Origin of the sequence: Mesorhizobium sp. M4B.F.Ca.ET.058.02.1.1 (assembly GCF_003952505.1) — a bacterium.
Lineage (GTDB): Bacteria > Pseudomonadota > Alphaproteobacteria > Rhizobiales > Rhizobiaceae > Mesorhizobium.
In genome coordinates this window covers 209,882-231,940 of record NZ_CP034450.1, presented here as the reverse complement: position 1 = coordinate 231,940, position 22,059 = coordinate 209,882, and the positions used below count along the sequence as shown (strand labels likewise).

The 22,059-nt window shown below is 64.7% G+C and carries 19 protein-coding genes, 1 tRNA gene and 1 riboswitch; of the genes, 11 read left to right on the top strand and 9 right to left on the bottom strand.

Annotation, left to right across the window (positions count from 1 at the left end; translation table 11 throughout):
- Window positions 1-5 precede the first annotated feature (5 nt).
- The gene (locus EJ073_RS01135; protein WP_126054052.1) at window positions 6-185 is read right to left on the bottom strand and encodes a CbtB domain-containing protein; all 180 of its coding nucleotides are present in this window, start codon (window positions 183-185) and stop codon (window positions 6-8) included.
- Window positions 186-221: 36 nt separating this feature from the next.
- A riboswitch (cobalamin riboswitch) is annotated at window positions 222-416 on the bottom strand.
- Window positions 417-480: 64 nt separating this feature from the next.
- A complete protein-coding gene (locus tag EJ073_RS01130; protein WP_126054051.1) occupies window positions 481-1,173 on the bottom strand; it encodes a gamma-glutamylcyclotransferase in 693 nt (230 codons plus the stop codon).
- A gap of 132 nt (window positions 1,174-1,305) precedes the next feature.
- On the opposite strand from EJ073_RS01130, the gene EJ073_RS01125 reads away from it, so the two are divergent.
- The 3 genes from EJ073_RS01125 (at window position 1,306) to EJ073_RS01115 (ending at window position 4,175) form a co-directional block, all read left to right on the top strand.
- A complete protein-coding gene (locus EJ073_RS01125; RefSeq protein WP_126054050.1) occupies window positions 1,306-2,484 on the top strand; it encodes an aromatic ring-hydroxylating dioxygenase subunit alpha in 1,179 nt (392 codons plus the stop codon).
- A gap of 216 nt (window positions 2,485-2,700) precedes the next feature.
- Complete coding sequence (locus tag EJ073_RS01120; RefSeq protein WP_126054049.1) at window positions 2,701-3,702, top strand: DUF1624 domain-containing protein; 1,002 nt, start codon at window positions 2,701-2,703, stop codon at window positions 3,700-3,702.
- On the top strand, window positions 3,699-4,175 hold the full coding sequence (locus EJ073_RS01115) for an isoprenylcysteine carboxylmethyltransferase family protein (RefSeq protein WP_126054048.1): 477 nt from the start codon (window positions 3,699-3,701) through the stop codon (window positions 4,173-4,175). The genes EJ073_RS01120 and EJ073_RS01115 overlap by 4 nt, the downstream gene beginning before the upstream one ends.
- 21 nt (window positions 4,176-4,196) lie before the next feature.
- On the opposite strand, the gene EJ073_RS01110 is transcribed toward EJ073_RS01115, so the two are convergent.
- Window positions 4,197-4,583 (bottom strand): MerR family DNA-binding transcriptional regulator, encoded by a 387-nt coding sequence (locus tag EJ073_RS01110; protein WP_112618641.1) that lies wholly within the window; start codon window positions 4,581-4,583, stop codon window positions 4,197-4,199.
- Window positions 4,584-4,708: 125 nt separating this feature from the next.
- Window positions 4,709-6,127 (bottom strand): magnesium transporter, encoded by a 1,419-nt coding sequence (mgtE, locus tag EJ073_RS01105; protein WP_126054047.1) that lies wholly within the window; start codon window positions 6,125-6,127, stop codon window positions 4,709-4,711.
- A 389-nt stretch (window positions 6,128-6,516) separates the two neighbouring features.
- Between mgtE and EJ073_RS01100 the strand changes: the two genes are divergently transcribed.
- The 7 genes from EJ073_RS01100 (at window position 6,517) to EJ073_RS01070 (ending at window position 15,401) form a co-directional block, all read left to right on the top strand.
- Window positions 6,517-7,188, top strand: coding sequence for a response regulator transcription factor (locus tag EJ073_RS01100; protein ID WP_126054046.1), 672 nt, complete (start codon window positions 6,517-6,519; stop codon window positions 7,186-7,188).
- A gap of 121 nt (window positions 7,189-7,309) precedes the next feature.
- The gene (locus EJ073_RS01095) at window positions 7,310-8,500 is read left to right on the top strand and encodes an aminotransferase class V-fold PLP-dependent enzyme (protein WP_126054045.1); all 1,191 of its coding nucleotides are present in this window, start codon (window positions 7,310-7,312) and stop codon (window positions 8,498-8,500) included.
- Between the two features lie 12 nt (window positions 8,501-8,512).
- Window positions 8,513-9,469 carry a CoA ester lyase gene (locus EJ073_RS01090; RefSeq protein ID WP_126054044.1) on the top strand — a complete coding sequence of 319 codons (957 nt, stop codon included), beginning with the start codon at window positions 8,513-8,515 and terminating at the stop codon, window positions 9,467-9,469.
- An 18-nt stretch (window positions 9,470-9,487) separates the two neighbouring features.
- Window positions 9,488-10,675, top strand: coding sequence for a malate--CoA ligase subunit beta (locus EJ073_RS01085; RefSeq protein WP_126054043.1), 1,188 nt, complete (start codon window positions 9,488-9,490; stop codon window positions 10,673-10,675).
- Between the two features lie 14 nt (window positions 10,676-10,689).
- Window positions 10,690-11,589 carry a succinate--CoA ligase subunit alpha gene (gene sucD / locus EJ073_RS01080; RefSeq protein ID WP_126054042.1) on the top strand — a complete coding sequence of 300 codons (900 nt, stop codon included), beginning with the start codon at window positions 10,690-10,692 and terminating at the stop codon, window positions 11,587-11,589.
- An 88-nt stretch (window positions 11,590-11,677) separates the two neighbouring features.
- Entirely contained in the window at window positions 11,678-12,646 is a 969-nt protein-coding gene (locus EJ073_RS01075; protein WP_126054041.1) for a D-glycerate dehydrogenase, read from the top strand.
- 220 nt (window positions 12,647-12,866) lie between these two features.
- Window positions 12,867-15,401 (top strand): phosphoenolpyruvate carboxylase, encoded by a 2,535-nt coding sequence (locus EJ073_RS01070; RefSeq protein ID WP_245455658.1) that lies wholly within the window; start codon window positions 12,867-12,869, stop codon window positions 15,399-15,401.
- A gap of 144 nt (window positions 15,402-15,545) precedes the next feature.
- Here EJ073_RS01070 and EJ073_RS01065 read toward each other — a convergent pair.
- Window positions 15,546-15,630 (bottom strand) — tRNA-Leu (locus EJ073_RS01065).
- Window positions 15,631-15,867: 237 nt separating this feature from the next.
- On the opposite strand from EJ073_RS01065, the gene lipB reads away from it, so the two are divergent.
- Window positions 15,868-16,611 carry a lipoyl(octanoyl) transferase LipB gene (gene lipB / locus EJ073_RS01060; RefSeq protein ID WP_126054040.1) on the top strand — a complete coding sequence of 248 codons (744 nt, stop codon included), beginning with the start codon at window positions 15,868-15,870 and terminating at the stop codon, window positions 16,609-16,611.
- Window positions 16,612-16,630: 19 nt separating this feature from the next.
- Here the strand turns inward: lipB and EJ073_RS01055 are convergent, their stop codons facing one another.
- From EJ073_RS01055 to proS, 4 genes are all read right to left on the bottom strand, one after another.
- Complete coding sequence (locus EJ073_RS01055; RefSeq protein WP_126054039.1) at window positions 16,631-17,881, bottom strand: site-2 protease family protein; 1,251 nt, start codon at window positions 17,879-17,881, stop codon at window positions 16,631-16,633.
- Window positions 17,882-18,392: 511 nt separating this feature from the next.
- A complete protein-coding gene (locus tag EJ073_RS01050; RefSeq protein ID WP_189347389.1) occupies window positions 18,393-19,076 on the bottom strand; it encodes an ABC transporter ATP-binding protein in 684 nt (227 codons plus the stop codon).
- The gene (locus tag EJ073_RS01045) at window positions 19,073-20,374 is read right to left on the bottom strand and encodes a lipoprotein-releasing ABC transporter permease subunit (protein WP_126054037.1); all 1,302 of its coding nucleotides are present in this window, start codon (window positions 20,372-20,374) and stop codon (window positions 19,073-19,075) included. The genes EJ073_RS01050 and EJ073_RS01045 overlap by 4 nt, the downstream gene beginning before the upstream one ends.
- Window positions 20,371-21,699 (bottom strand): proline--tRNA ligase, encoded by a 1,329-nt coding sequence (gene proS, locus EJ073_RS01040; protein WP_126054036.1) that lies wholly within the window; start codon window positions 21,697-21,699, stop codon window positions 20,371-20,373. Before proS ends, EJ073_RS01045 begins: the two co-directional genes overlap by 4 nt.
- Between the last annotated feature and the right edge of the window lie 360 nt (window positions 21,700-22,059).

Below are 22,059 nucleotides of genomic sequence, written 5' to 3'. Positions count from 1 at the left end.
CCTTGTCAGTGGCAGGGAAAGGCCATCGAGTGGCGGTAGTCGTGAGCGGCATTGTGGACGGCATCGAGATGCGAGAAGCCGACAAAGCCGACGACGAAAATGCCGAGCAACGCGGCCATGGCCAGCTGCATGAAGCGCGACTGCGAGGAGACGGAGGTGCCGAGGGAGACGGAAGCGGTCGTCATGTCTTGTCCTTTCGCCCTCCACCCGAGGGCATAGAATTCAACGTTTCTGTCGCCGGCAGGTCTCCTGGCTCGCGGATCAGCGCCCTTCCCCACCTTCCCGAGGAATTTCCTCAGTGGTCTTGGAGAGGACTACCGCACACAGTTGCGGGGGCAGCCACGGCATTGGACGAATTCGCCCTCACCGCATTCCCTCTTGGCTCCAAAAACGGAACCGACGACGGCAGGACTATAGGCAGAATCGTCGCGCCCGGCAAACCAAATTCCGGCGGCCACCAGCGCAAATGCGCCACCGGGCCTAGCTGTCCGACGCGGCAATTCGTTCAGCAACCAGATGCTGCAGCCGCCACAGATGGCTGTCATGGATGCCGCGCTGCTCCAGGTTCTTCACCGTGTTGTAAAGATAGTCTGCGCCCGATCCCCAGTGCCCGCAGGACGTCGCCAGCCTTTCGACCACCTCTTTTTCCTCAAGCGGGCCGGCATAGGTTGTGCCCTTGCGGTTGATGACGAAGGCCAGCGCCCGCAACGTGCCACCATCGCTCGAAAGGTTGAGCAGGCGCGGATGGTAGCTGGTCGGCTTCAGCGTCACCTCGCGCCGCAAGACCTTGTCGAGCTGCTGGCGCCGGTCGGCATCGCCAAGCCTGAAGGCGACGCCCTTGCACTGCCCGCCCCGGTCCAGCGCCATCATCAGGCCAGGCTGCTCCCTGGTGCCGCGCCAGCGCGTCATCTTCATGCAGAAGGATCTGTGCCAGCCGCGCGCGACCGCTACCCGCTCTTCGACATGGTCGATCTCGGGCTTCCAGATCAGCGACCCGTAGCCGAACAGCCAGAGCGGCTCGCTGCCAGGCAGCTCAGCCTCCAGCGTGTCCAGCATCGCATCATAGTCGGCATCGTCCAGATGCATCGCGTTGGGATCAGGCCCGCTGTCCTCGACGACGCGAAAGCAGCGCGCGACCAGCTCCTCGGTGAGCGACATTGTCCTTGGCGGCATGAACTGTCCCTGGGCACCCGACTTGTGAAGCGCCGACCTTAGGGGCGGCGATTGCGTGCCACAATGGCCACGGCGCGAGCGATTGACAAACATCCTGCCCGGGTGTCGGCTGGACCATTCAGGGAGCCGCCTATGCAGCCCAAACCGAGCGACGACCTCTACACCGGCCTGACCAGGCTTGCGCCGACGCTGCCGTCGTCGGCCTATTGGGATGCCGGGGCCCACGGTCGTGACCTCGACGCGATCTGGTACAAAAGCTGGCTGCTGGTCTGCCGTGAGGCCGATCTTGCCCAGCCGCTGGCTTTCAGGACATTCCGCGTCGGCACGCAGGAGATCGTGGTGCTGCGCGACGAGGCCGGCGAATTGCGCGCCTTCCACAACACCTGCCGGCATCGCGGCTCGCAGCTTTGCCAGGAGAGCGAGGGAAGGCTGAAGGCCAGGCTGCTGACCTGCCCCTACCACGCCTGGTCCTATTCGCTGCGCGGCGATCTCGTGCGCGTGCCGTCGAAGTCGCTGCCCGAAGGCTTCGACAAGGCAGACTACCCGCTCTATGGCGTGGCGCTGTCGGTGTGGCGCGGCTTCGTCTTCATCAACCTCGCCGAAGATGCCGCCGGCTCGGCGGAAGCTTCGTTCGACAGAGCTTCCGGCAATCTCGCCAACTGGCCGCTGGAGACGCTGGTCACCGGCCATGCGCTGCGCAAGGTCATGAACTGCAACTGGAAGATCTTCTGGGAGAATTTCAACGAGTGCCTGCATTGCCCTGGCGTCCACAAGGACCTGTCGCGGCTGGTGCCGATGTATGGCCGTGGCCTGATGACGAGGCACGACGATCCAGAATGGGCGCGCCACGCCGACAATGACGCGCCGGAATATTCCGGCGGCCTCCGAGCCGGCGCCGAGACCTGGTCGCGCGACGGCCGCGCGCACGGCCCGGTGTTTGCCGGCCTGACGCCGGCCGAATGCGCCGCCGGCCAGACCTACGCCACAAGCCTGCCGTCGATGTTCATCGTCGGCCATGTCGACTATGTGCGCACCGTGCGGCTTGTGCCGCTCGGCCCCGAGCAGACGGAACTGTCAGCCGAATGGCTGTTCCCGGCCGAAGCGCTCGCCTCGCCGGAAGCCGACATCGACAACATCGTCGCCTTTGGCAGGCAGGTGCTGGAAGAGGACGCGGCGATCTGCGAGGTCAACCAGAAGGGCCTGCGTTCGATGCGCCACGAGGCCGGTGTGCTGATGCCGGAGGAGTACGACCTGCACCGTTTCCACGAATGGGTGCGCGCGCGGCATCAGGCATTTTCGCCCAAACCCTAGAGCGACTTCGGCAGATGCCGCCAGGTGACAAAGCCACGGCCGCCGCCGGCAGCCCGCGCGCGTGGCGAACGCTGAACCCAGGCTCACGGCCGGCCCTCGAACCGCTCGAAAGAAAACGGCGGGCAGCTTGATACCAGGCGACAGAGGTCCCGCCTTCTTTTGTCTGGCTGAACCATGATAGTCGTTTGGTATCACTGAATCGGAATGCGAGACACGATGAGCCTTCAATCGCCGGCCGAACCTGTTCAGGACACGCCGAAGCAAGGACGCATCGTCGCCATCGACATCGTGCGCGGCTTGGCCCTGCTGGCCATGGCGAGCTACCATTTCACCTGGGACCTCGAGAATTTCGGCTATGCCGATCCCGGCCTCACCGCCTTCGGCTGGTGGAAGATCTACGCGCGCTGCATCGCCTCGACCTTCCTGTTCCTGGTCGGCGTCAGCCTGTTCCTCGCCCATGGAAGGCAGATCCGTTGGCCGGGCTTCTGGAAGCGCTTTGCCATGGTCGCCGTGGCGGCGCTGGCCATTTCGTTGATCACTCGCATCGCCACGCCGGATGGCTTCATCTTCTTCGGCATATTGCACGAGATCGCGCTCGCATCCCTGCTCGGCCTCGCCTTCCTGCGATTGCCCTCGCTGCTGACCATCGCCGTCGCGGCGCTTGTGATCGCCGCCCCGCTCTATCTGCGCTCGGAAGCCTTCGACCATCCGGCGCTGTGGTGGGTCGGCCTGTCGGCGACCAACCCGCGCTCCAACGACTATGTGCCGCTCTTCCCATGGTTCGGCGCCGTGCTGTTGGGCATTGCCGCGGCGAAACTCGCTTCCACCTGCGGCCTGCTTGCCAGGCTGGCGAAATTGGCGCCCGGCCGCTGGTCGAACCCGCTGGTCTTCATCGGCCGCCACAGCCTCGCCTTCTATCTGATCCATCAGCCACTGCTGTTCGGTTCGGTCTGGCTGTTTTCGCAGGTGATGCCGGCGGCGCCGCTGGACCAGGACGCCAGCTTCCTCAAATCCTGCCAGATATCCTGTGAACAGCAGCGCGACAGCAAATTCTGTACGAGCTATTGTGGCTGCATGCTGGGTACGCTGCAGGGCGAAGGGATACTGGACAGGCTCTACAAGGGCGACCAGACACCGGGGTTCAAGGCGCATCTCGCCGAGCTCGCCGGCGCTTGCACGGCGAGCACCGACAGCGCGATGGAGGGAGGACAGCAATGACCGACAGTCAGCCGAAACCCGGGCTCATCCCGTGGCCGCCGCTGATCTACGTCATCGCCATCGCCGCCAGCGTCGTGCTCGGCCTCTTCTTTCCGCTGCCGTGGATCGGCGATCTCCTCGGCGACCTCCTGTTTGCCGCCGGCTGGGTGGCGCTGTTCTTTGTCGCCGCGCTCTGGTTCACGGCGATCCGGGTCATGCTGCGAGCGAAGACGACGTTCAATCCGAACGCGGTGCCGGACCATCTCGTCACATCGGGCCCGTTCTCGATCACCCGCAATCCGATGTATCTTGCCAACACGCTGCTGTTGATCGGCGTCGCCTTCATCACCGGGATCGCCTGGTTCCTGCTGTTCGCCTTCGTCGCCGCGTTCGCCACGCAGAAGCTGGCGGTCGAAAAGGAGGAGAAGGTGCTGGCGGCTAAATTCGGCAAGAAATACCGCGACTACGCCAAGCGGGTGCGGCGCTGGATTTGAGCCGGAGGTACCCCACTGAGTTCAGGTGTTTACGCCGAGCTCCACCAGACGCTCGACGCAGGATTCTTCCGCCTGGTCGAGCTCGGCCAGCGTTTCTTCCAGGTCGCGCCGCTTCTGCCTGAGATCCTCGCGCTTTTCCTCAATGCGCTTGATCATCAGCTTGAGCTGGCCGACCTCGCCGGGCGGCTCCTTGTACATCTGGATGATTTCGCGGATCTCGTTGATCGAGAAGCCGAGCCTTTTTCCCCGCATGATCTGGCGGATCAGATGCCGGTCGGACGGGCGGAACAGCCTCGTGCGGCCGCGCCGCACCGGCTGCACCAGGCCCTCGTCCTCGTAGAAGCGCAGCGTGCGCGTCGACACGTCGAATTCGCGGGTCAGTTCGGTGATCGTGTAGTATTCCCGCATTGTTGCTCCCGATGCCGGTACTGGGCGCCGTCCGGTGGCGTCGCCCTCGCCTCCGTTCCATGAGCGGAATCGAATGGAAGCCGGCCGAACCTCGCACGGCATTTACGTAAAAGTCAATTGCGCCTTCAGGGTACGGCGAACCACCAGGTGGCCAAGCCCAGAAAGGCGAAGAAGCCAACGCAGTCGGTGACCGTGGTGACGAAGACGGCCGACGCCACCGCCGGATCGATCTTGAAGCGGTCGAGCAGCAGCGGGATCAGGATGCCGGCCAGCGCCGCCGCGAACATGTTGATGATCATCGCCGCCGCAATGATGCCGCCCAGATTGGGGTCGCGAAACCATGCCGCCGCGACGATGCCGATCAGCACCGCGAACACGATGCCGTTGATGAGGCCGACGCCGACTTCGCGGCGAATAATGCGGGCGGCGTTGTAGATGTCGATATCCTTCGTCGCCAGCGCGCGCACGGTGACGGTCATCGTTTGCGAGCCGGCATTGCCGCCCATGCCGGCCACGATCGGCATGAGCACGGCCAGCGCAACGATATGCTCGATCGTCTGGTCGAACAGGCCGATTACCGAGGCCGCGAGGAAGGCCGTCAGAAGGTTGACCAGCAGCCACGGCACGCGCGAGCGCGAGGTCGCGAGCACCGTGTCGGACAGTTCCTCGTCGCCGACGCCGCCCATGCGCAGAAGGTCCTCCTCGGCCTCCTGCTGGATGACGTCGACGACGTCGTCGATGGTGAGCACGCCGACCAGCCGCTCGTTCTCATCGACCACCGCGGCAGACAACAGGTCGTATTGCTCGAATTCCCGCGCCGCCTCTTCCTGGTCCATGGTGGCGGGGATGGCATGCCTCGTCTCATGCATGACGTCCTCGACCTTCACCGCCCGCTTGGTGCGCAAGATCTGGTCCAGGTCGATGGCGCCGACGAGCTTGAAGCTCGGATCGATGACGAATATCTGGCTGAAGCGGTCGGGAAGGTTGTTGTCCTCGCGCATGTAGTCGATGGTCTGGCCGATAGTCCAGAACGGCGGCACGGCGACGAATTCCGTCTGCATGCGCCGACCGGCCGACTCCTCCGGATAGTCGAGCGAGCGCCTGAGCCTGATGCGCTCGGTGAACGGCAGTTGCGACAGGATCTCGTCCTGGTCCTCCTGGTCGAGGTCCTCCAGAATGTAGACCGCGTCGTCGGAATCGAGCTCCTGCACCGCCTGCGCGATTTGCTCGTTCGGCAGATTGTCGACGATGTCGAGGCGGATCGCCTCGTCGACCTCGGTCAGCGCGGAGAAGTCGAAGTCGGAACCGAGCAGTTCGACCAGCGCGCGGCGCTGCTCCGGATGCAGCGCCTCGAGCAGGTCGCCAAGCTCCGACTGGTGCAGGTCGCCGACGTCACGCTTGAGGGTCAGCGTGTCGCGGTCGGCGATGGCCGCGCCGACATGGGCCAGGAAGGACGACAGGACGGCGCCGTCCTCGCCATAGATGTCGGCGTGGGCCTCCTCATGCGGCCTGGCGTCGGTCGTCTGATTGTCCTGGGCTTCCACCAGCGCCTCCCGCCGTCAGGATTCCGGAAAAGCTAGAGTTCAGGTCTAGAGCATCGAACCCAAAGGGGAAACCGCATTTGGGAAATCCGACGCGCGAAAGAATGATGGTTCGGCAGCACGATTCGATTTGCGAACCTATCGCTCTAACGCCCGGGTATATCAAACGAAATACGCTCTTTCCCGCCCGATCAATTCCGTTGGTAGGAGACATCGTCCGGTAACCACCGAAAAAGCCGATTCCACCAAAAGAGGATGCCGGTCCGGCTTCAGGCGACGCGACAGCGCATGTCGCTGGGGAAAGAGCACGCCCGCGCGGTTGCGGCAGAATTGTCAGAATGCAGGACCACGATCGGGCTCGCCCCGGCCGCAAAGAGAAAAACCGGAAACCCTTGACGACGAAGCCGGAGAGAGGAAACGGGTCAATTGAGGAGCGACGCGTTCGCGTGATCGTCGCCGAACGCAATCCGCTCGTCGTCTCGGCCCTTCGTGAAATGCTGGAATGCGACGGCCGCTTCGAACTCGTGGCTTCGGTGCAGAGCGGCAAGCAATTCCTGGACTTGGCTGCGGAACCTGAATTCGACGTCGCCGTCATCGGCTGGAAGCTCTCCGACATGGACGGTGCCGACATCCTGGCCGAAGTCCAGAGCCGCAAGCTCGACGTGCGCATCACCGTCTTTTCCAACGACCATGACATCGGCATCCTCAAGCAGTGCGTGCGGCTCGGCGCCCAGGGCTATTGCTTCCAGTTCGATGATCCGCCGATCATCTTCGAGACCATCCTGGCGGTGGCGCATGGCCGCATCTGCATCCCTTACATCGACATCAACAAGGTCAATGACACGCCGTTGGCCCAGCTCACCGTGCGCGAGCGTGAGCTCCTGGCGGTGCTTTCTGACGGATGGACCAATCTGCAGATCGCAACGCGAACCGGGATTTCCGAGAATACGGTGAAGTATCACCTCAAGAATCTCTACGACAAGCTCGACGTCCGCAACCGCGCCATGGCGGTCGCGCTTTATTCGAGCGAGAAGCGCCGCGCGCCCAAATCGCCTTTCGGGTAGGACGACCGGGTAGGCTGGGCCTACCCGCGCGCGGTGACAACTTACCCGCCAGAGTGTTGTTGCTCAGGCCCACCCAAACGACACTTCCTCTACCATCCCAAACGACCGGAGGAGTTCGAGCATGGCTGGGTTCACCCATCTTTTCATTCCAGGACCCACCAACATTCCGGAGCAGGTCCGGCAGGCCATGAACCTGCCGATGGAGGACATGCGCGCCTCCTCGTTCCCGGATCTGACCTTGCCGCTGTTCGAGGACATCAAGAAGGTCTTCAAGAACGAGACCGGCCGCGTCTTCATCTACCCGTCGTCCGGCACCGGCGCCTGGGAATCGGCAATGACCAACGTGCTCAGCCCCGGTGACCGGGTGCTGATGTCGCGCTTCGGCCAATTCTCGCACCTGTGGGTCGACATGGCCGAGCGTCTCGGCTTCGAGGTCGACGTCATCGACTGCGAATGGGGAACCGGCGTCCCGCTCGAGCTCTATGCCGAGAGGCTGCAGGCCGACAAGGCGCACCGCATCAAGGCTGTGTTCTGCACGCAGAACGAGACGGCGACCGGCGTCACCAGCGATGTCGCCGGCTGCCGCGCGGTGCTCGACGACGCAAACCACCCTGCCCTGCTCTTCGTCGACGGCGTCTCGTCGATCGGCTCGATCGACTTCCGTCAGGAAGAATGGGGCGTCGACTGCGCCGTCAGCGGCTCGCAGAAAGGCTTCATGCTGCCGGCCGGCCTCGGCTTCCTGTCGGTCAGCCAGAAGGCGCTTGCCGCGTCGCGGGTCGCGACCCACCGGCGTTGTTACTTCTCCTTCGAGGACATGATCCGCGTCAACGATACGGGCTACTTCCCCTATACGCCGGCCACACAACTGCTGCGTGGCCTTCGCGCCTCGCTCGACCTGATCGCCGCGGAAGGGCTGGAGAACATCTTCGCTCGCCACCATCGCCTCGCTGGAGGCGTGCGCAAGGCCGTCGACGCCTGGGGCCTGAAGCTGTGCGCCAAGACTCCGCAATGGCACTCCGATACGGTCAGCGCCATCCTGGTGCCCGAAGGCATCGACAGCGCCAACGTCGTCAAGCGAGCCTACGGGACCTACCAGACATCGCTCGGCGGCGGCCTCAACAAGGTGGCCGGCAAAGTGTTCCGCATCGGCCATCTCGGCTGGCTGAACGAGGTGATGGTGCTGGCCTCGCTGTCGGCCGCCGAGCTGACGCTGCTCGACTGCGGCGTCAAGCTGGCGCCGGGCTCCGGCGTCGGCGCCGCCATCCAGCACTTCCGCGCCTCGGCCGCCGTGCCAGTTGCCGAAGCCGCCTGAGGAGGACCGACCATGAGCCACACCATCAACCACCTGAAGAAGCTCCGGCTGCAGCGCAGCGAGCTGGCGGTTCCGGGTTCGAGCCCGGAGATGATCGAAAAGGCGGCGAACAGCGCCGCCGACTTCGTCTTTCTCGACATCGAGGACGCGGTCGCGCCGCCGGACAAGGAGCGCGCCCGCAAGAACATCATCGAGGCGCTCAACGACATCGATTGGCGCGCCAAGGGCAAGACCGTCTCGGTGCGCATCAACGGCCTCGACACGCACTACATGTATCGCGACGTGGTCGACGTCATGGAGCAGGCCGGCGATCGGCTGGACACCATCCTGGTTCCGAAGGTCGGCGTCCCGGCCGACCTCTATATGGTCGAGGCCATGGTCAACCAGATTGAGATGGCCAAGGGTTACAAGACTCGCGTCGGCCTCGAGGCGCTGATCGAGACAGCGCTCGGCATGGCCAATGTCGAGGCGATCGCTGCCACGCCGGGCCGGCTGGAAGCGATGCATTTCGGCGTTGCCGACTATGCCGCAAGCAACAAGGCGCGCACCGTCAACATCGGCGGCCTCAATCCCGACTATCCCGGCGACCAGTGGCATTTCGCTTTGTCGCGGATGACTGTCGCCTGCAGGGCCTACGGCCTGCGCGCCATCGACGGGCCGTTCGGCGATTTCTCCGATCCCGAAGGCTACAATGCGGCCGCAAGGCGTGCCGCGGCACTCGGCATCGAAGGCAAATGGGCGATCCATCCATCGCAGATCGCGCTCGCCAACGACGTGTTCTCGCCGCCGGAGAAAGAGGTCACCCGCGCCAGGCGCATCCTGGAGGTGCTGAAGGAGGCGGAGGCGCTCGGCAAGGGCGCGGCTGCGCTCGACGGCAAGATGATCGACGCGGCGTCGGAACGCATGGCGCGCAACGTGCTGGTGGTCAGCGAGGCGATCGAGCGCGCTGGCCAGGCCGCGACCCACTAAGAGTTTTCGGAGGAAAAAATGGACATTCACGAATATCAGGCCAAGGAACTGCTCGCCCGCCACGGCGTGCACGTGCCGCGCGGCGGCCTCGCCTACAGCCCCGAGCAGGCGACCTACCGGGCGCGCGAGATCGGCGGCTCGAGATGGGTGCTGAAGGCGCAGGTTCACTCCGGTGCGCGCGGCAAGGCCGGCGGCATCAAGCTCTGCGCCAACGACGAGGAAATCTCCAACGCCGCCGAAGCCATGCTCGGCCGCAAGCTGGTGACCCAGCAGACCGGCCCGCGCGGCAAGCTGATCTCGCGCCTCTATCTCGAGGAGGCGGTCGACATCGCCCAGGAGCTCTATCTCGGCTTCGTGCTCGACCGTAAGGAAGAGCGCGTCATGATCGTGGCGTCGGCCGCCGGCGGCATGGAGATCGAGGATATCTCCGAAAAGAAGCCGGATTCGATCATCCGCGCCACGGTCGATCCCGGCGTCGGCATGCAGGGCTTCCAGGCGCGCGAGATCGCTTTCGGCCTCGGGCTCGAGAGCAATCTGATCGGCAAGGCGACCGAAACCATCCTCGGCTGCTACCAGGTGTTCCGCGATTACGACGCCTCGATGCTGGAGATCAATCCGCTGGTGGTGACCCGCGACGGCAGCCTGGTCGCGCTCGACGCCAAGATGTCGTTCGACGAGAACGCCCTGTTCCGCCGCCCGGAGATCTCCGAATTGCGCGACAAGAGCCAGGAAGACCCGCGCGAAACCTTCGCCAGTGACCGCGGCCTTTCCTATGTCGGCCTGGAGGGCAATATCGGCTGCATCATCAATGGCGCCGGCCTCGCCATGGCGACGATGGACATGATCAAGATCGCCGGCGGCGAGCCGGCCAACTTCCTCGACATCGGCGGCGGCGCCTCTCCGGAGCGGGTGGCGAAATCCTTCCGCGCCGTGCTCGGCGACAAGAATGTCGAGACCATCCTGGTCAACATCTTCGCCGGCATCAACCGCTGCGACTGGGTCGCCGAAGGCGTCATCAAGGCGATCCGCGAAGTCGGCGTCGACGTGCCGCTGGTGGTGCGGCTCTCCGGCACCAAGGTCGAGGAAGGACGCAAGATCCTGGCCGATTCCGGCGAGGCGGTGATCGTCGCCGACACGCTGGCCGAAGCCGCCGAAAAGGCCGTCGCCGCCTGGCGCGCGGCCGCCAAGAAGAAAAAAGCAGCCTGAGGGAGACCGAAAAAATGGCAATCCTGCTCAATCGCAGCACCCGCGTCATCGTCCAGGGCTTCACCGGCAAGATCGGCAGCTTCCATGCCGAGGACATGAAGCGCTACGGCACCAAGCTGGTCGGCGGCGTCACCCCCGGCAAGGGCGGCCAGACCCATCTCGGCCTGCCCATCTTCAACACCGTCAAGGGCGCCGTGCGCGAGACCCGCGCCGAGGCCAGCATTGTCTTCGTGCCGCCGCCCTTCGCCGCCGATTCGATCATGGAAGCGGCGGACGCCGGCATCAAGCTTTGCGTCTGCATCACCGACGGCATCCCGTCGCAGGACATGATGCAGGTCAAGCGCTACATGCGCCGTTATCGCTTCGAGGACCGCATGCGCCTCGTCGGTCCGAACTGCGCCGGCGTCATCACGCCCGGACAGGCGCTGATGGGCATCATGCCCGGCAGCATCTACCTCCCCGGCCGCGTCGGCATCGTCGGCCGCTCCGGCACGCTGGGCTACGAGGCGGCCTCGCAGATGAAGGCGCTCGGCATCGGCGTGTCGACCAGCGTCGGCATCGGCGGCGACCCGATCAACGGCTCGTCCTTCAAGGACATCCTGCAGCTCTTCGAACGCGACGAGGATACCGACGCCGTGGTCATGATCGGCGAGATCGGCGGTCCGCAGGAAGCCGAAGCCGCGATCTGGGCGCGCGACAACATGCGCAAGCCGCTGATCGCCTACATCGCCGGGCTTTCGGCGCCGAAGGGCCGCCGCATGGGCCACGCCGGCGCGATCATCTCCGCCTTCGGCGAGTCGGCGCAGGAAAAGGTCGAGATCCTGAAGGAAGCCGGCGTCGTCATCGTGCCGACTCCCGCCTCCTTTGGCGAGGTCGTGGCCGACACGCTGGCGCGGACCAAGAAGGCGGCGTGACGGCCGCTGAAGGCCACATAACGCAAGTGAAAGTCTGTATCGGGCCGGCGCAAGCATCGCGGCGGCCCGTCGATCGGCAGGAAATTCGATGAAACCGCGTTTGATTGTCACCCGCAAATGGCCGGCCGCCGTCGAAGCGATCCTCGCCGAGCGCTTCGACACGACCCTCAACGCAGACGACACGCCGCTGAGTGCTGCCGCGATGACTTCCGCCTTCGCGGATTTTGACGCCATCCTGGCAACGGTCAGCGACCGCTTGCCTTCCGCCGTGTTTCCCGACGGCGACGCCCGCACCCGCATCATCGCCAATTTCGGCGTCGGCTTCAGCCATATCGATGTCGCGGCGGCCCGCGACCGCGACATCGTGGTGACCAACACGCCTGGCGTGCTGACCGATTGCACCGCCGACCTCGCGCTTAGCCTGATGTTGGCTGTCGCGCGCCGGACCGGTGAAGGCGAACGGCAGCTGCGGGCCGGAGAGTGGCGCGGCTGGTCACCGACCCACATGGCCGGCGCGAAGGTGTCGGGCAAGACCTTGGGTATTGTCGGCATGGGGCGCATCGGCAAGGCGACGGCCAGGCGCGCGCATTTCGGCTTCGGCATGAAGATCGTGTTCTTCAATCGCTCGCCGGTCGATGATGAGGAGACGCGCGCCATGAGCGCGGTGCAGATGCAGACTCTGGAAGGTGTGCTCGCGGCATCCGATTTCGTGTCCCTGCACTGTCCGGGCGGCGCGGAAAACCGCCATCTGATCGATGCCCGAAGCCTGCGGTTGATGAAGGATAGCGCGTTCCTGATCAACACCGCGCGCGGCGACGTCGTCGACCAGGACGCCCTGATCGGCGCGCTGCAAAGGCGCGAGATCGCCGGCGCTGGCCTCGACGTCTTTGCCGAGGAGCCGGCCGTTCCGGAGGCACTGAAGCAGTTGGAGAATGTCGTGCTGCTGCCGCATCTCGGCAGCGCGACCGAGGAAACGCGGGTGGCGATGGGCATGAAGGTGGTGGAGAACCTGACCGCCTTCTTCGAGGGGCGTCCGGTTCCCGACCGGGTCGCCTGACAGCCGGCGCCACCCTCGATTCAGGGCGCGGCTACAGCGGCAGCCGATGCGGACGGGATCAGGAGAGCGCTTTGGAACAGAGCAGACGCATCAAGTTTCGTGAGGATGAGCGCAGCCTTTTGTTGCGCCTGCTGCTTCAGGTCGCAAGCGCGCGCGAGCCGGAGATCGCCGCCGTTCTGAGCGGACGCAGGTCGCTTGTCTCCCTCGCCCCGAGCAGCGCATCCCGGCGCTCCAGGCGAGCGGCGTATGGTTCCAGTTGCTGGCGATTGCCGACGAGTTGCTTGCCATGCGGGCGCGCCGCGAACTCGAACAAGGCGCCGGTGTCGATGAGGTGCCCGGGTCCTTTGCCAGCGTGATCGCGCAGATGGCAGCGAACGGTCACTCCGCGAAAGAAGTCCAGACGGCGCTCAGCGAGCTTTGTGTCGGCCCGACCATGACCGCGCACCCGACGGAGGCCAAGCGCGTCACGGTGCTGGAGATCCACCGCCGTATCTATCGCAAGCTGACCGAGCTCGACCAGCCGCGCTGGGCGCCGCGCGAGCGCGACCTGCTGGTCGCCGATCTGGAAAGCGAAATCGAGCTTTTGTGGATGACGGGTGAACTGCGGCTGGAGCGCCCGACGGTCGAACGCGAAATCGCCTGGGGCCTGCATTTCTTTCGCGAAGTCATCTTCGAGGCGACGCCGCAGCTCTATGGCAAGCTCCAAGGCGCCTTCGAGCGTCACTATCCGGAAGAGCCGATCAGAGTTCCCTCCTTCATGCGCTATGCTTCGTGGATCGGCGGCGACCGCGATGGCAATCCCAACGTGACGGCCGCGGTCACGGCCCATGCCATGGCCGAATACCGCAATACCGCCATAGGCTGGTATCTGGCGCAGGTGCAGCGGCTGGTGTCGGTGCTCAGCGCCAGCTCGAACGTTATCGACCTGCCGGCCAGCTTCGAGCCGGTGCTGCAAACGGCGCTCGATAAAAGCGGACAGGGACACGAGCTCGCCGCCCGCAACCCTGACGAACCACTTCGCCAGTTCGCCTCGGCCCTGCTTGCCCGGCTGATCGCCACGCGGGATGGCGGGACGCCAGCGTACCCCTCGGCGGAGGCGTTTCGGACCGATCTCAACGCCCTGTCTTCAGTGCTCGAAGCGATCGGCGGACGCGCGGTAGCCAGGCGTTTCGTCCAGCCGCTGCTTTGGCAGGTCGGAAGCTTCGGCTTCCGCACGGTTTCGCTCGACGTCAGGCAGAACTCCACGGTCGTCAACCGCGTGCTGGCCGAGCTGTTTGCGCTGACAAATCCCGCTGACCCGGTGGCAGTCGGCACGCCGCTATGGTCGGCGCGCATTCGTGCTGCCTTGAGCCAGGGCGAGCAGCTGAAGATCAACGCAGACCGGCTCTCGCCTGAAGCAGGCGAACTACTTTCGACGTTCTCGGTCATCGCCAGGCACATCTCCGGATCGGATGGCGACGCGGTCGGCGCTTTCGTTCTCAGCATGACCCGCTCGGCCGACGACCTGCTCGCTGTCTATCTGCTGGCGCAATATTGCGGCCTTTCGACCGCGCCCGGTGGCGGCGGCACAATCCGGCTGCGGATCGTGCCCTTGTTCGAGACCATCGCCGATCTGCAGGCCGCCCCGGGCATCCTGAACGGATTGCTCGGCGTTTCGCTGGTGAGGCGCACGGTGCAAGATTTCGGCGCGCGCCAGGAAATCATGCTCGGCTATTCGGACTCCAACAAGGACGGCGGTTTCCTGGCCTCCAATTGGGAACTGGCAAAAGCGCAAAAGCGCCTCGCGGCGATCGGGCGCAAGCACAAGGTCAGGATCAGTTTCTTCCACGGCCGCGGCGGCTCCGTCAGCCGTGGCGGTGCGCCGACCGGGCGGGCAATCGCGGCGCAGCCGGCAGGCACCGTCGCCGGAACCATGCGGGTGACCGAGCAGGGCGAGGTCGTCTCGTCGAAATTCGCCAATCGCGGCACCGGCCTCAACCAGCTCGAGATTCTCGCCGCTGGCGTGCTGGCTCACAGTGTAGGATCGCCCGGCGATGTCGAGCTGAAGGAAGCGCCGGAGTTCGACGAAGCGCTGGAAGCGCTGGCAGGCATGTCGCAGGCATCCTATGCCGGGCTGATGGCCGAGCCCGGCTTCCTCAACTATTTCAACCAGGCGAGCCCGGTCGCGGAGCTGGCGCTCTTGAAAATGGGTTCGCGGCCGGACCGCCGTTTTGGCGCCAGCGGCATCGCCGACCTGCGCGCCATTCCATGGGTGTTCGCCTGGAGCCAGAACCGTCATCTGTTGACCGGCTGGTATGGCATCGGCAGCGCGATGAGCTCCTTCGTCACCGTGCGCGGCGAGGCCGGGCGCGACCTTCTGGCCCGCATGTTCGAGCACTCGCGCTTCTTCCGCCTGATCGTCGACGAGGCCGAGAAGACGCTTTACCAGTCCGACATGGAGATCGCGCGGCTCTACGCCGGCCTGGTGTCCGACAGCGATGCGGCCGGACGAATCCACGCCCGCATCGCCGCTGAATATGAGTTGACGCGACGCCTGATCGGCGACCTCACGGGAGGCGATCTCTCCGCGCGCTTTCCGATGTTCAAGCGGCGTTTCGACAATCTGCGGCGACAGATGGATGACATCCACCGGCTGCAGGTCGATCTGCTGCGTGAAGTTCGCGCCAATACCGGCGCAGCGGATCAAAAGCGGGCGACCGACGCCCTGCTCGTCTCGATCAACTGCATCTCGGCGGGGCTGGGGTGGACGGGGTAGGACCGGCCTTTGCCGAGCTGCCTGCATCACCGGCGGCATTGATTCCTACGGGCGATCGCTTCTGATTTGCCCCGCGCGGGCGGCCGCAAGCGCTCGCGCCAGCCTAAGTCCAAAGGCTGTTCAAAGGAACTTTCGGGAAGAGATTGGTGCGGTCGAGAAGACTCGAACTTCCACGGGTTGCCCCACAGCGACCTCAACGCTGCGCGTCTACCAATTCCGCCACGACCGCACGTGGTAGGAGCCGGAACGAACCGGCTCGGGGCCTGTAGCAAATCGTTTCCGGCGAAACAAGTGCGCCGCGCGGAATATTCGCCAATGCATGTCGCCCAAAAGTGCGTAGCGGTTTTGGGGGAACGACATGCATCGGACAGAGCTGCCGGCATAACGTCCCACAGCTTCGGAAAATGCCGGGGAACTGGACGTTTGCAGCCATTGCCGCCATATGAGAGGGCACAAGAGATTTATCATGCCAGAACGCAGCCAGATCGCCACGTCGTTCCTGCCCCTGCCCGGTTCAGCACCTGTCGAATGGGTGATCGAGCCTGGCCTCACCGCCTATCCCGAGGCGATCGCCTTCATGGAGGCGCGCGCCGAGGCGATCCGCAGCGGTGCCGCCGGCGAGATGGTCTGGCTGGTCGAGCATCCGCCGCTCTACACGGCCGGCACCAGCGCCCGCATCGAGGACCTGATCGAGCCCGACCGGTTTCCGGTCTTTTCGGCCGGCCGCGGCGGCGAATACACCTATCACGGTCCTGGCCAGCGGGTCGCGTATGTTATGCTCGACCTCAAGCGCCGACGCGAGGATGTGCGCGCTTTCGTTGCCGCGCTCGAAGAGTGGATCATCGCGACGCTCGCCGCCTTCAACGTGCGCGGTGAGCGGCGCGAGGACAGGGTCGGCGTCTGGGTGGTGCGGCCGGACCGCCCTGCGCTTGCCGACGGCACGCCGGCCGAGGACAAGATCGCGGCAATAGGCATCAGGCTGAGGCGCTGGGTGAGCTTTCATGGCATCGCCATCAATGTCGAGCCGGAACTCGGACACTTCACCGGCATCGTGCCCTGTGGCGTCGAGGACCATGGCGTGACCAGCCTGGTCGACCTCGGCCTGCCGGTGACCATGGCCGACCTTGACCTGGCGCTGAAATCCGCTTTCGAACATGCGTTCGGCCCCGCCGCCGCTTCAGCCGTCGAGGCGATCCGCAAGGCCGGCTGAAGCCTATGCCGAATTCGGCTCAGACCAGTTGCGCCGACGCCCACAGCACCCCGTAGCCGTGGATGGCGAAGACCGCGAGTAGCGCGCCGGCCATGGCGAAACGGTCCAAGGTGCGAATCGGCTTCAGCTCATGGCGCGGCTTCACCGCGCTGCCCATGGTGAGCAGGCTGAGGATCAGGAACACGACGCCGGCCGCAAGCAGGAAGCCCGGCGAAAAGCCGGCCAGCCAGCCGAGCGCCAGCAGGGCTGACAGCAGCAGGAACGAAGCCAGTGCCAGCGCGATCGGTCCGGGGCAGATCTGGCGCAGCACCTGGCCGCCGTCGAACTTCCACACCGGCACCAGATTGGCGATGTTGAAGAGCGCGGAAAAGCCTGCCAGCGTCGCCAGCAGCGCGGCGACTGCGCCATGCCCCTCGCCTCTGGCAAGCCCGCTGGCGGCAATCAGCACGGGCACCAGGAAGGCCGAGAAGCCGGCGCCCATCAGCGCCACGAAGGCCACCTCGAAGCGGCTGTCGTAGGGCCTGCCGCCGATGGCGATACCGCCGAGCAGCGGGATGAAGATCATGCGCGCCCTGCTATGTCCCATCAGCCGGAATGCCGCCATATGGCCGAGCTCGTGCAGGGCGACCACCGAGGTCAGGATCGCGGCCAGCGCCAGGCCGCCAAGGCTGAGGCCGAAGAACGGCCACAGGATGAAGGCCGAAAGCACGGCGAATCCGACCTGGCTCAGCGGATGCTCGAACCAGCCGCCCTTGCGATACTCTCCGGTCCTCGCCCAGCGCTGCAGCTTGCCGAGCTCGCGACGCATGGCGAAATAGCGGAAGATCAGGAACGCGACGCCGCGATAGCGATCGGTCTGGCTGAGACTCACCCGGGTCGCGCCGCCTTCGGCCGCGAGCTCGATGGTTTCGCGATAGTTTGCCCAGAACGAGGCATCGAGCGAAGAATCGTCGAGGACGCGCATGGAGAACCGGCTGGCCTCGACGACATTTTCAAGCGCGACCCTGCGTTCGATCGGCTGGCCATCGCGCCCCTCCCAGGACAGGGTGATCCGGGCCATGCCCTCCCCATCCAGTGCCTGCGTCGAAACGATCTCGCCCGACCAGCCGGCATCGCTGCCGAACGGCCATAGCGCCTGCCAGAGCCGATGGCGGTCCGCCGCCACCAGCCGGGACACCGTGACCGTACGCAAACCCAGCGGCACGGTCATCAGCAGAAAAATCAGTCCGAGATTGCCGGCCAGGAGGATGGCCATCACGATCGGCGACACCGGTATTGCTCCCTGTCTTCGGTGCAACCTAGCGTCTTGGCGGACAAGAAAAGCTTAACGTCGAAGCGCTTGCGACAGCCGGCCGCAAGGCATGGTCCTCACATGGCGCCGATCCAGATCGCCATGGAAATCAGAAACGTGCTCATGCAAACGAGCGACACAACATCCTGAACAAGGTCCGACATAACTCTCTCCAGTTGTTAGTATGTTCGTAATTTGTTCTAATTTTGTTCGAATGTCAACGACCGCAAAAAGGCGCCGCCCGGAAATTTCGGGCCCTCAATCCGGCAGGGTTAAGGAAAGGTTGACAGGCGAATGCGCGCCGGTCTTGCGTTCACGGCGGACAGAAAGTCTTGGCAGTCAGGTCGCCGTGCACGCCGAGATTCGGGGCAGGCCGAGTCGAGAATGGTGGGTTCCGAGAACCGGAGCGGAGCGCACTTGAAGTACGTGAGCACCGGAAGCGCAGGAAGCCGCCTTTCGCAGGCCGGCCTCACCCGAATATCGCCGTGACCTAAAGGGGGACGACCTTGCCCTCGGCCAACGTCACCCGCCGATCCATGCGCGATGCCAACTCGTGGTTGTGGGTGGCGATCAGCGCCGCGAGGCCCGATTGCCTGACCAGCGCCTCCAGCGCCTCGAACACATAGGAAGCGGTGACCGGGTCGAGATTGCCGGTCGGCTCGTCGGCCAAAAGCACCAGCGGCGCGTTGGCGACGGCGCGCGCGATTGCCACGCGCTGCTGCTCACCGCCCGAGAGCTCCGACGGCCGATGATGCGCGCGCTTGCCGATCTGCATGTAGTCGAGCAGCTGTGCCGCCCGCTCGGCCGCCTCCTTGCGCGTCAGCCCCTTGATCAGCTGCGGCATCATGATGTTTTCCAGCGCGGAAAACTCCGGCAGCAGGTGATGGAACTGATAGACGAAGCCGACGTCGTTGCGGCGGATGGCCGTGCGTTCCTCGTCGGAGAGCCGGCCGCAGGCGCGCCCGCTCAGAATCACGTCGCCGGCGTCGGGCCGCTCAAGCAACCCGGCCGTGTGCAGCAGCGTCGACTTGCCGGTGCCGGACGGCGCCACCAGCGCCACCATCTCGCCGCGCCGCAGCGAAAAGTCGGCGCCGTTAAGAATGGTGAGCTTGCGCGGGCCCTGGACATAGTGCCGCTCGACGCTCTTCAGCTCGATAATGGCCTCGGCCATCACTCGTACCTCAAGGCTTCGACCGGATCGAGGCGGGCGGCCCGCCATGCCGGAAACACAGTCGCCAGGAAGGAGAGCACCAGCGCCATGATGACGACATAGGTCGTCTCGCGCGGGTCCATCTTCGCCGGCAGCTGGCTGAGGAAATAAAGCTCGGGATTGAACAGGATCCTGCCCGTCATCCACGAGAAGAACTGGCGGATCGATTCGATGTTGAGGCAGATGACGACGCCGAGCAGCACGCCGGCGACAGTGCCGGTGACGCCGATGGCCGCCCCCGTCATCAGGAAGATACGCAGGATGGCGCCACGCGAGGCGCCCATCGTGCGCAGGATGGCAATGTCGTGACCCTTGTCCTTCACCAGCATCACGAGGCCGGAAATGATGTTCAGAGCCGCCACCAGCACGATCAGCGTCAGGATCATGAACATAACGTTGCGCTCGACCTGCAGCGCCGAGAAGAACGTCTCGTTGCGCTGGCGCCAGTCGACAAGGTCGATCGGCCGCTGCGCCGCCTGCTCGACGAGCGGCTTCAGCGCATCGACATTGTCGGGATTGTCGACATAGATCTCTATGGTCTGCGCCCGCCCGTCCATGTTGAAATAGAGCTGCGCCTCCGAGAACGGCATGTAGACGATCGAGCTGTCATACTCCGACATGCCGACCTCGAAGATCGCCGCGATCTTGTAGCCCTTCATGCGCGGCGTCGTGCCAAGCGGCGTCACGTCGCCTTCCGGCGAGATCAGCGTGATGGTGTCGCCGAGCACGAGGCCAAGATTCTCGGCCATGCGCTTGCCGATCGCCACGCCCTCGCCGGTGTCGAAGCCGTCCAGCGTGCCCTGCTTGATGTTGCCGGAGACGATCGAGATCTTGCCGAGATCCTCGCCGCGTATGCCGCGCACCAGCGCGCCTGTGCCGCCGCCGACATTGCCTTGCGCCAGCACCTGGCCGTCGATCAGGGGAATCGCGTATTTGACGCCTGCCACGCCGTTGATGCGGCTCGCCACCTGGGCATAGTCCTCGAGCGGCGAATCGAGCGGCTGCGCGATCAGATGGCCGTTGACGCCGAGGATGCGGGTCAACAGCTCGGCGCGGAACCCGTTCATCACCGCCATGACGACGATCAGCGTGGCCACCCCCAGCATGATGCCGAGGAAGGAGATCGAGGCGATGACCGAGATCACCGTCTCCTTGCGCCGCGAGCGCAGGTAGCGCCAGGCAACCATGCGCTCGAACACCGAAAAGGCGCCGGCGGCTGGGGCTTTGACGGCCGGGGCTTTGGCTGCGGCCGCCTGGCTCATGCGGCGATACCGAGGCGCTTCTTCGCCGCTTCGATCGGCAGCGTCTCGCGCTCGCCGGTCCTGCGGTTCTTGATCTCGATCTCACCGGCGGCTACGCCGCGCGGCCCGACGATCACCTGCCAGGGCAGGCCGATCAGGTCGGCGGTGGCGAACTTGCCACCCGGCCGCTGGTCGGTGTCGTCATAGAGCACGTCCTTGCCGGCGCCGGAGAGTGCGGCATAGAGCTCGTCGCAGACGCGGTCGCATTCGGCGTCGCCCACCTTCATGTTGATCAGGCCGATGTCGAACGGCGCCACCGCGTCGGGCCAGATGATGCCGTTGTCGTCATGGCTCGCCTCGATGATCGCCGCGACCAGCCGCGAGGGACCGATGCCGTAGGAGCCGCCCGAAGCGAAATGATCCTTGCCGTCGGGCCCGGTCACCTTGGCGCCCATCGGCTTGGAGTACTTCTCGCCGAAATGGAAGATATGGCCGACCTCGATGCCGCGCGCCGAGACTTTGTCGCCCTCGGAGACCTTGTCCCAGGCCGCCTCGTCATGCATCTCGTCGGTGGCGGCATAGGGGGTCGTCCACGTCTTGACGATGTCGGCGATCTCGGCGTCGTTGGAAAAGTCGGTGTTCGCGCCCGGCACGGCGAGCGAGAGATAGTCTCGATGGCAGAACACCTGGCTCTCGCCGGTGTCGGCCAGGATGATGAACTCGTGGCTTAGGTCGCCGCCGATCGGCCCGGTGTCGGCGCGCATTGGGATCGCCTGCAGGCCCATGCGCGTGAACGTCCTGAGATAGGACACGAACATCCGGTTGTAGGCGGCCTTGGCGCCCTCGTAGTTGAGGTCGAAGGAATAGGCGTCCTTCATCAGGAATTCGCGAGAACGCATAACGCCGAAGCGCGGCCGCACCTCGTCGCGGAATTTCCACTGGATGTGGTAGAGGTTGAGCGGCAGGTCCTTGTAGGACTTCACATAAGCGCGGAAGATCTCGGTGACCATTTCCTCATTGGTCGGCCCGTAGAGCATCTCGCGCTCCTGCCGGTCCTTGATGCGCAGCATCTCCTTGCCGTAGTCGTCATAGCGGCCGCTTTCGCGCCACAACTCGGCCGACTGGATGGTCGGCATCAGGATCTCCAGGGCGCCGGCGCGGTCCTGCTCCTCGCGGATGATCCGGCAAACCTTGTCCAGAACCCGCTTGCCGAGCGGCAGCCAGGAGAAGCTGCCCTGTCCCTGCTGGCGGATCATGCCGGCGCGCAGCATCAGCCGGTGCGAGACGATCTCGGCCTCGCGCGGATTTTCTTTGAGAATGGGCAGGAAATAGCGCGACAAACGCATGGACTGGTCCGTGAGAGAGGATGGCCTCGCCGGAATCGGCGCGGCATGGGCTGCTTGCCCCGGCTTCATAGCCATTTCATGGCGGATTGGAAACCCGAGCGAGCGCCCGAAGTGCCGCAACCGCCCGGTTGATCGTTTCACAAGCAAGGCCTGCCGTACTATTGTGCAGTGCAGCACGATATTGCCCGTTTGCGGGCAAAATTCTTCGTGACAATTTCATCTGCCTTAGGCTAGTGTGCCCCGATAACCGAGAGGGCGGAAAATAATCTGCTCTCCTACGCGGTCAAAGTCTTGGGAGGATGCGATCTAGGCGCGGTCACTCGCTGCCGCCGGACACCGGAAACAGATCGGACGCGTTTA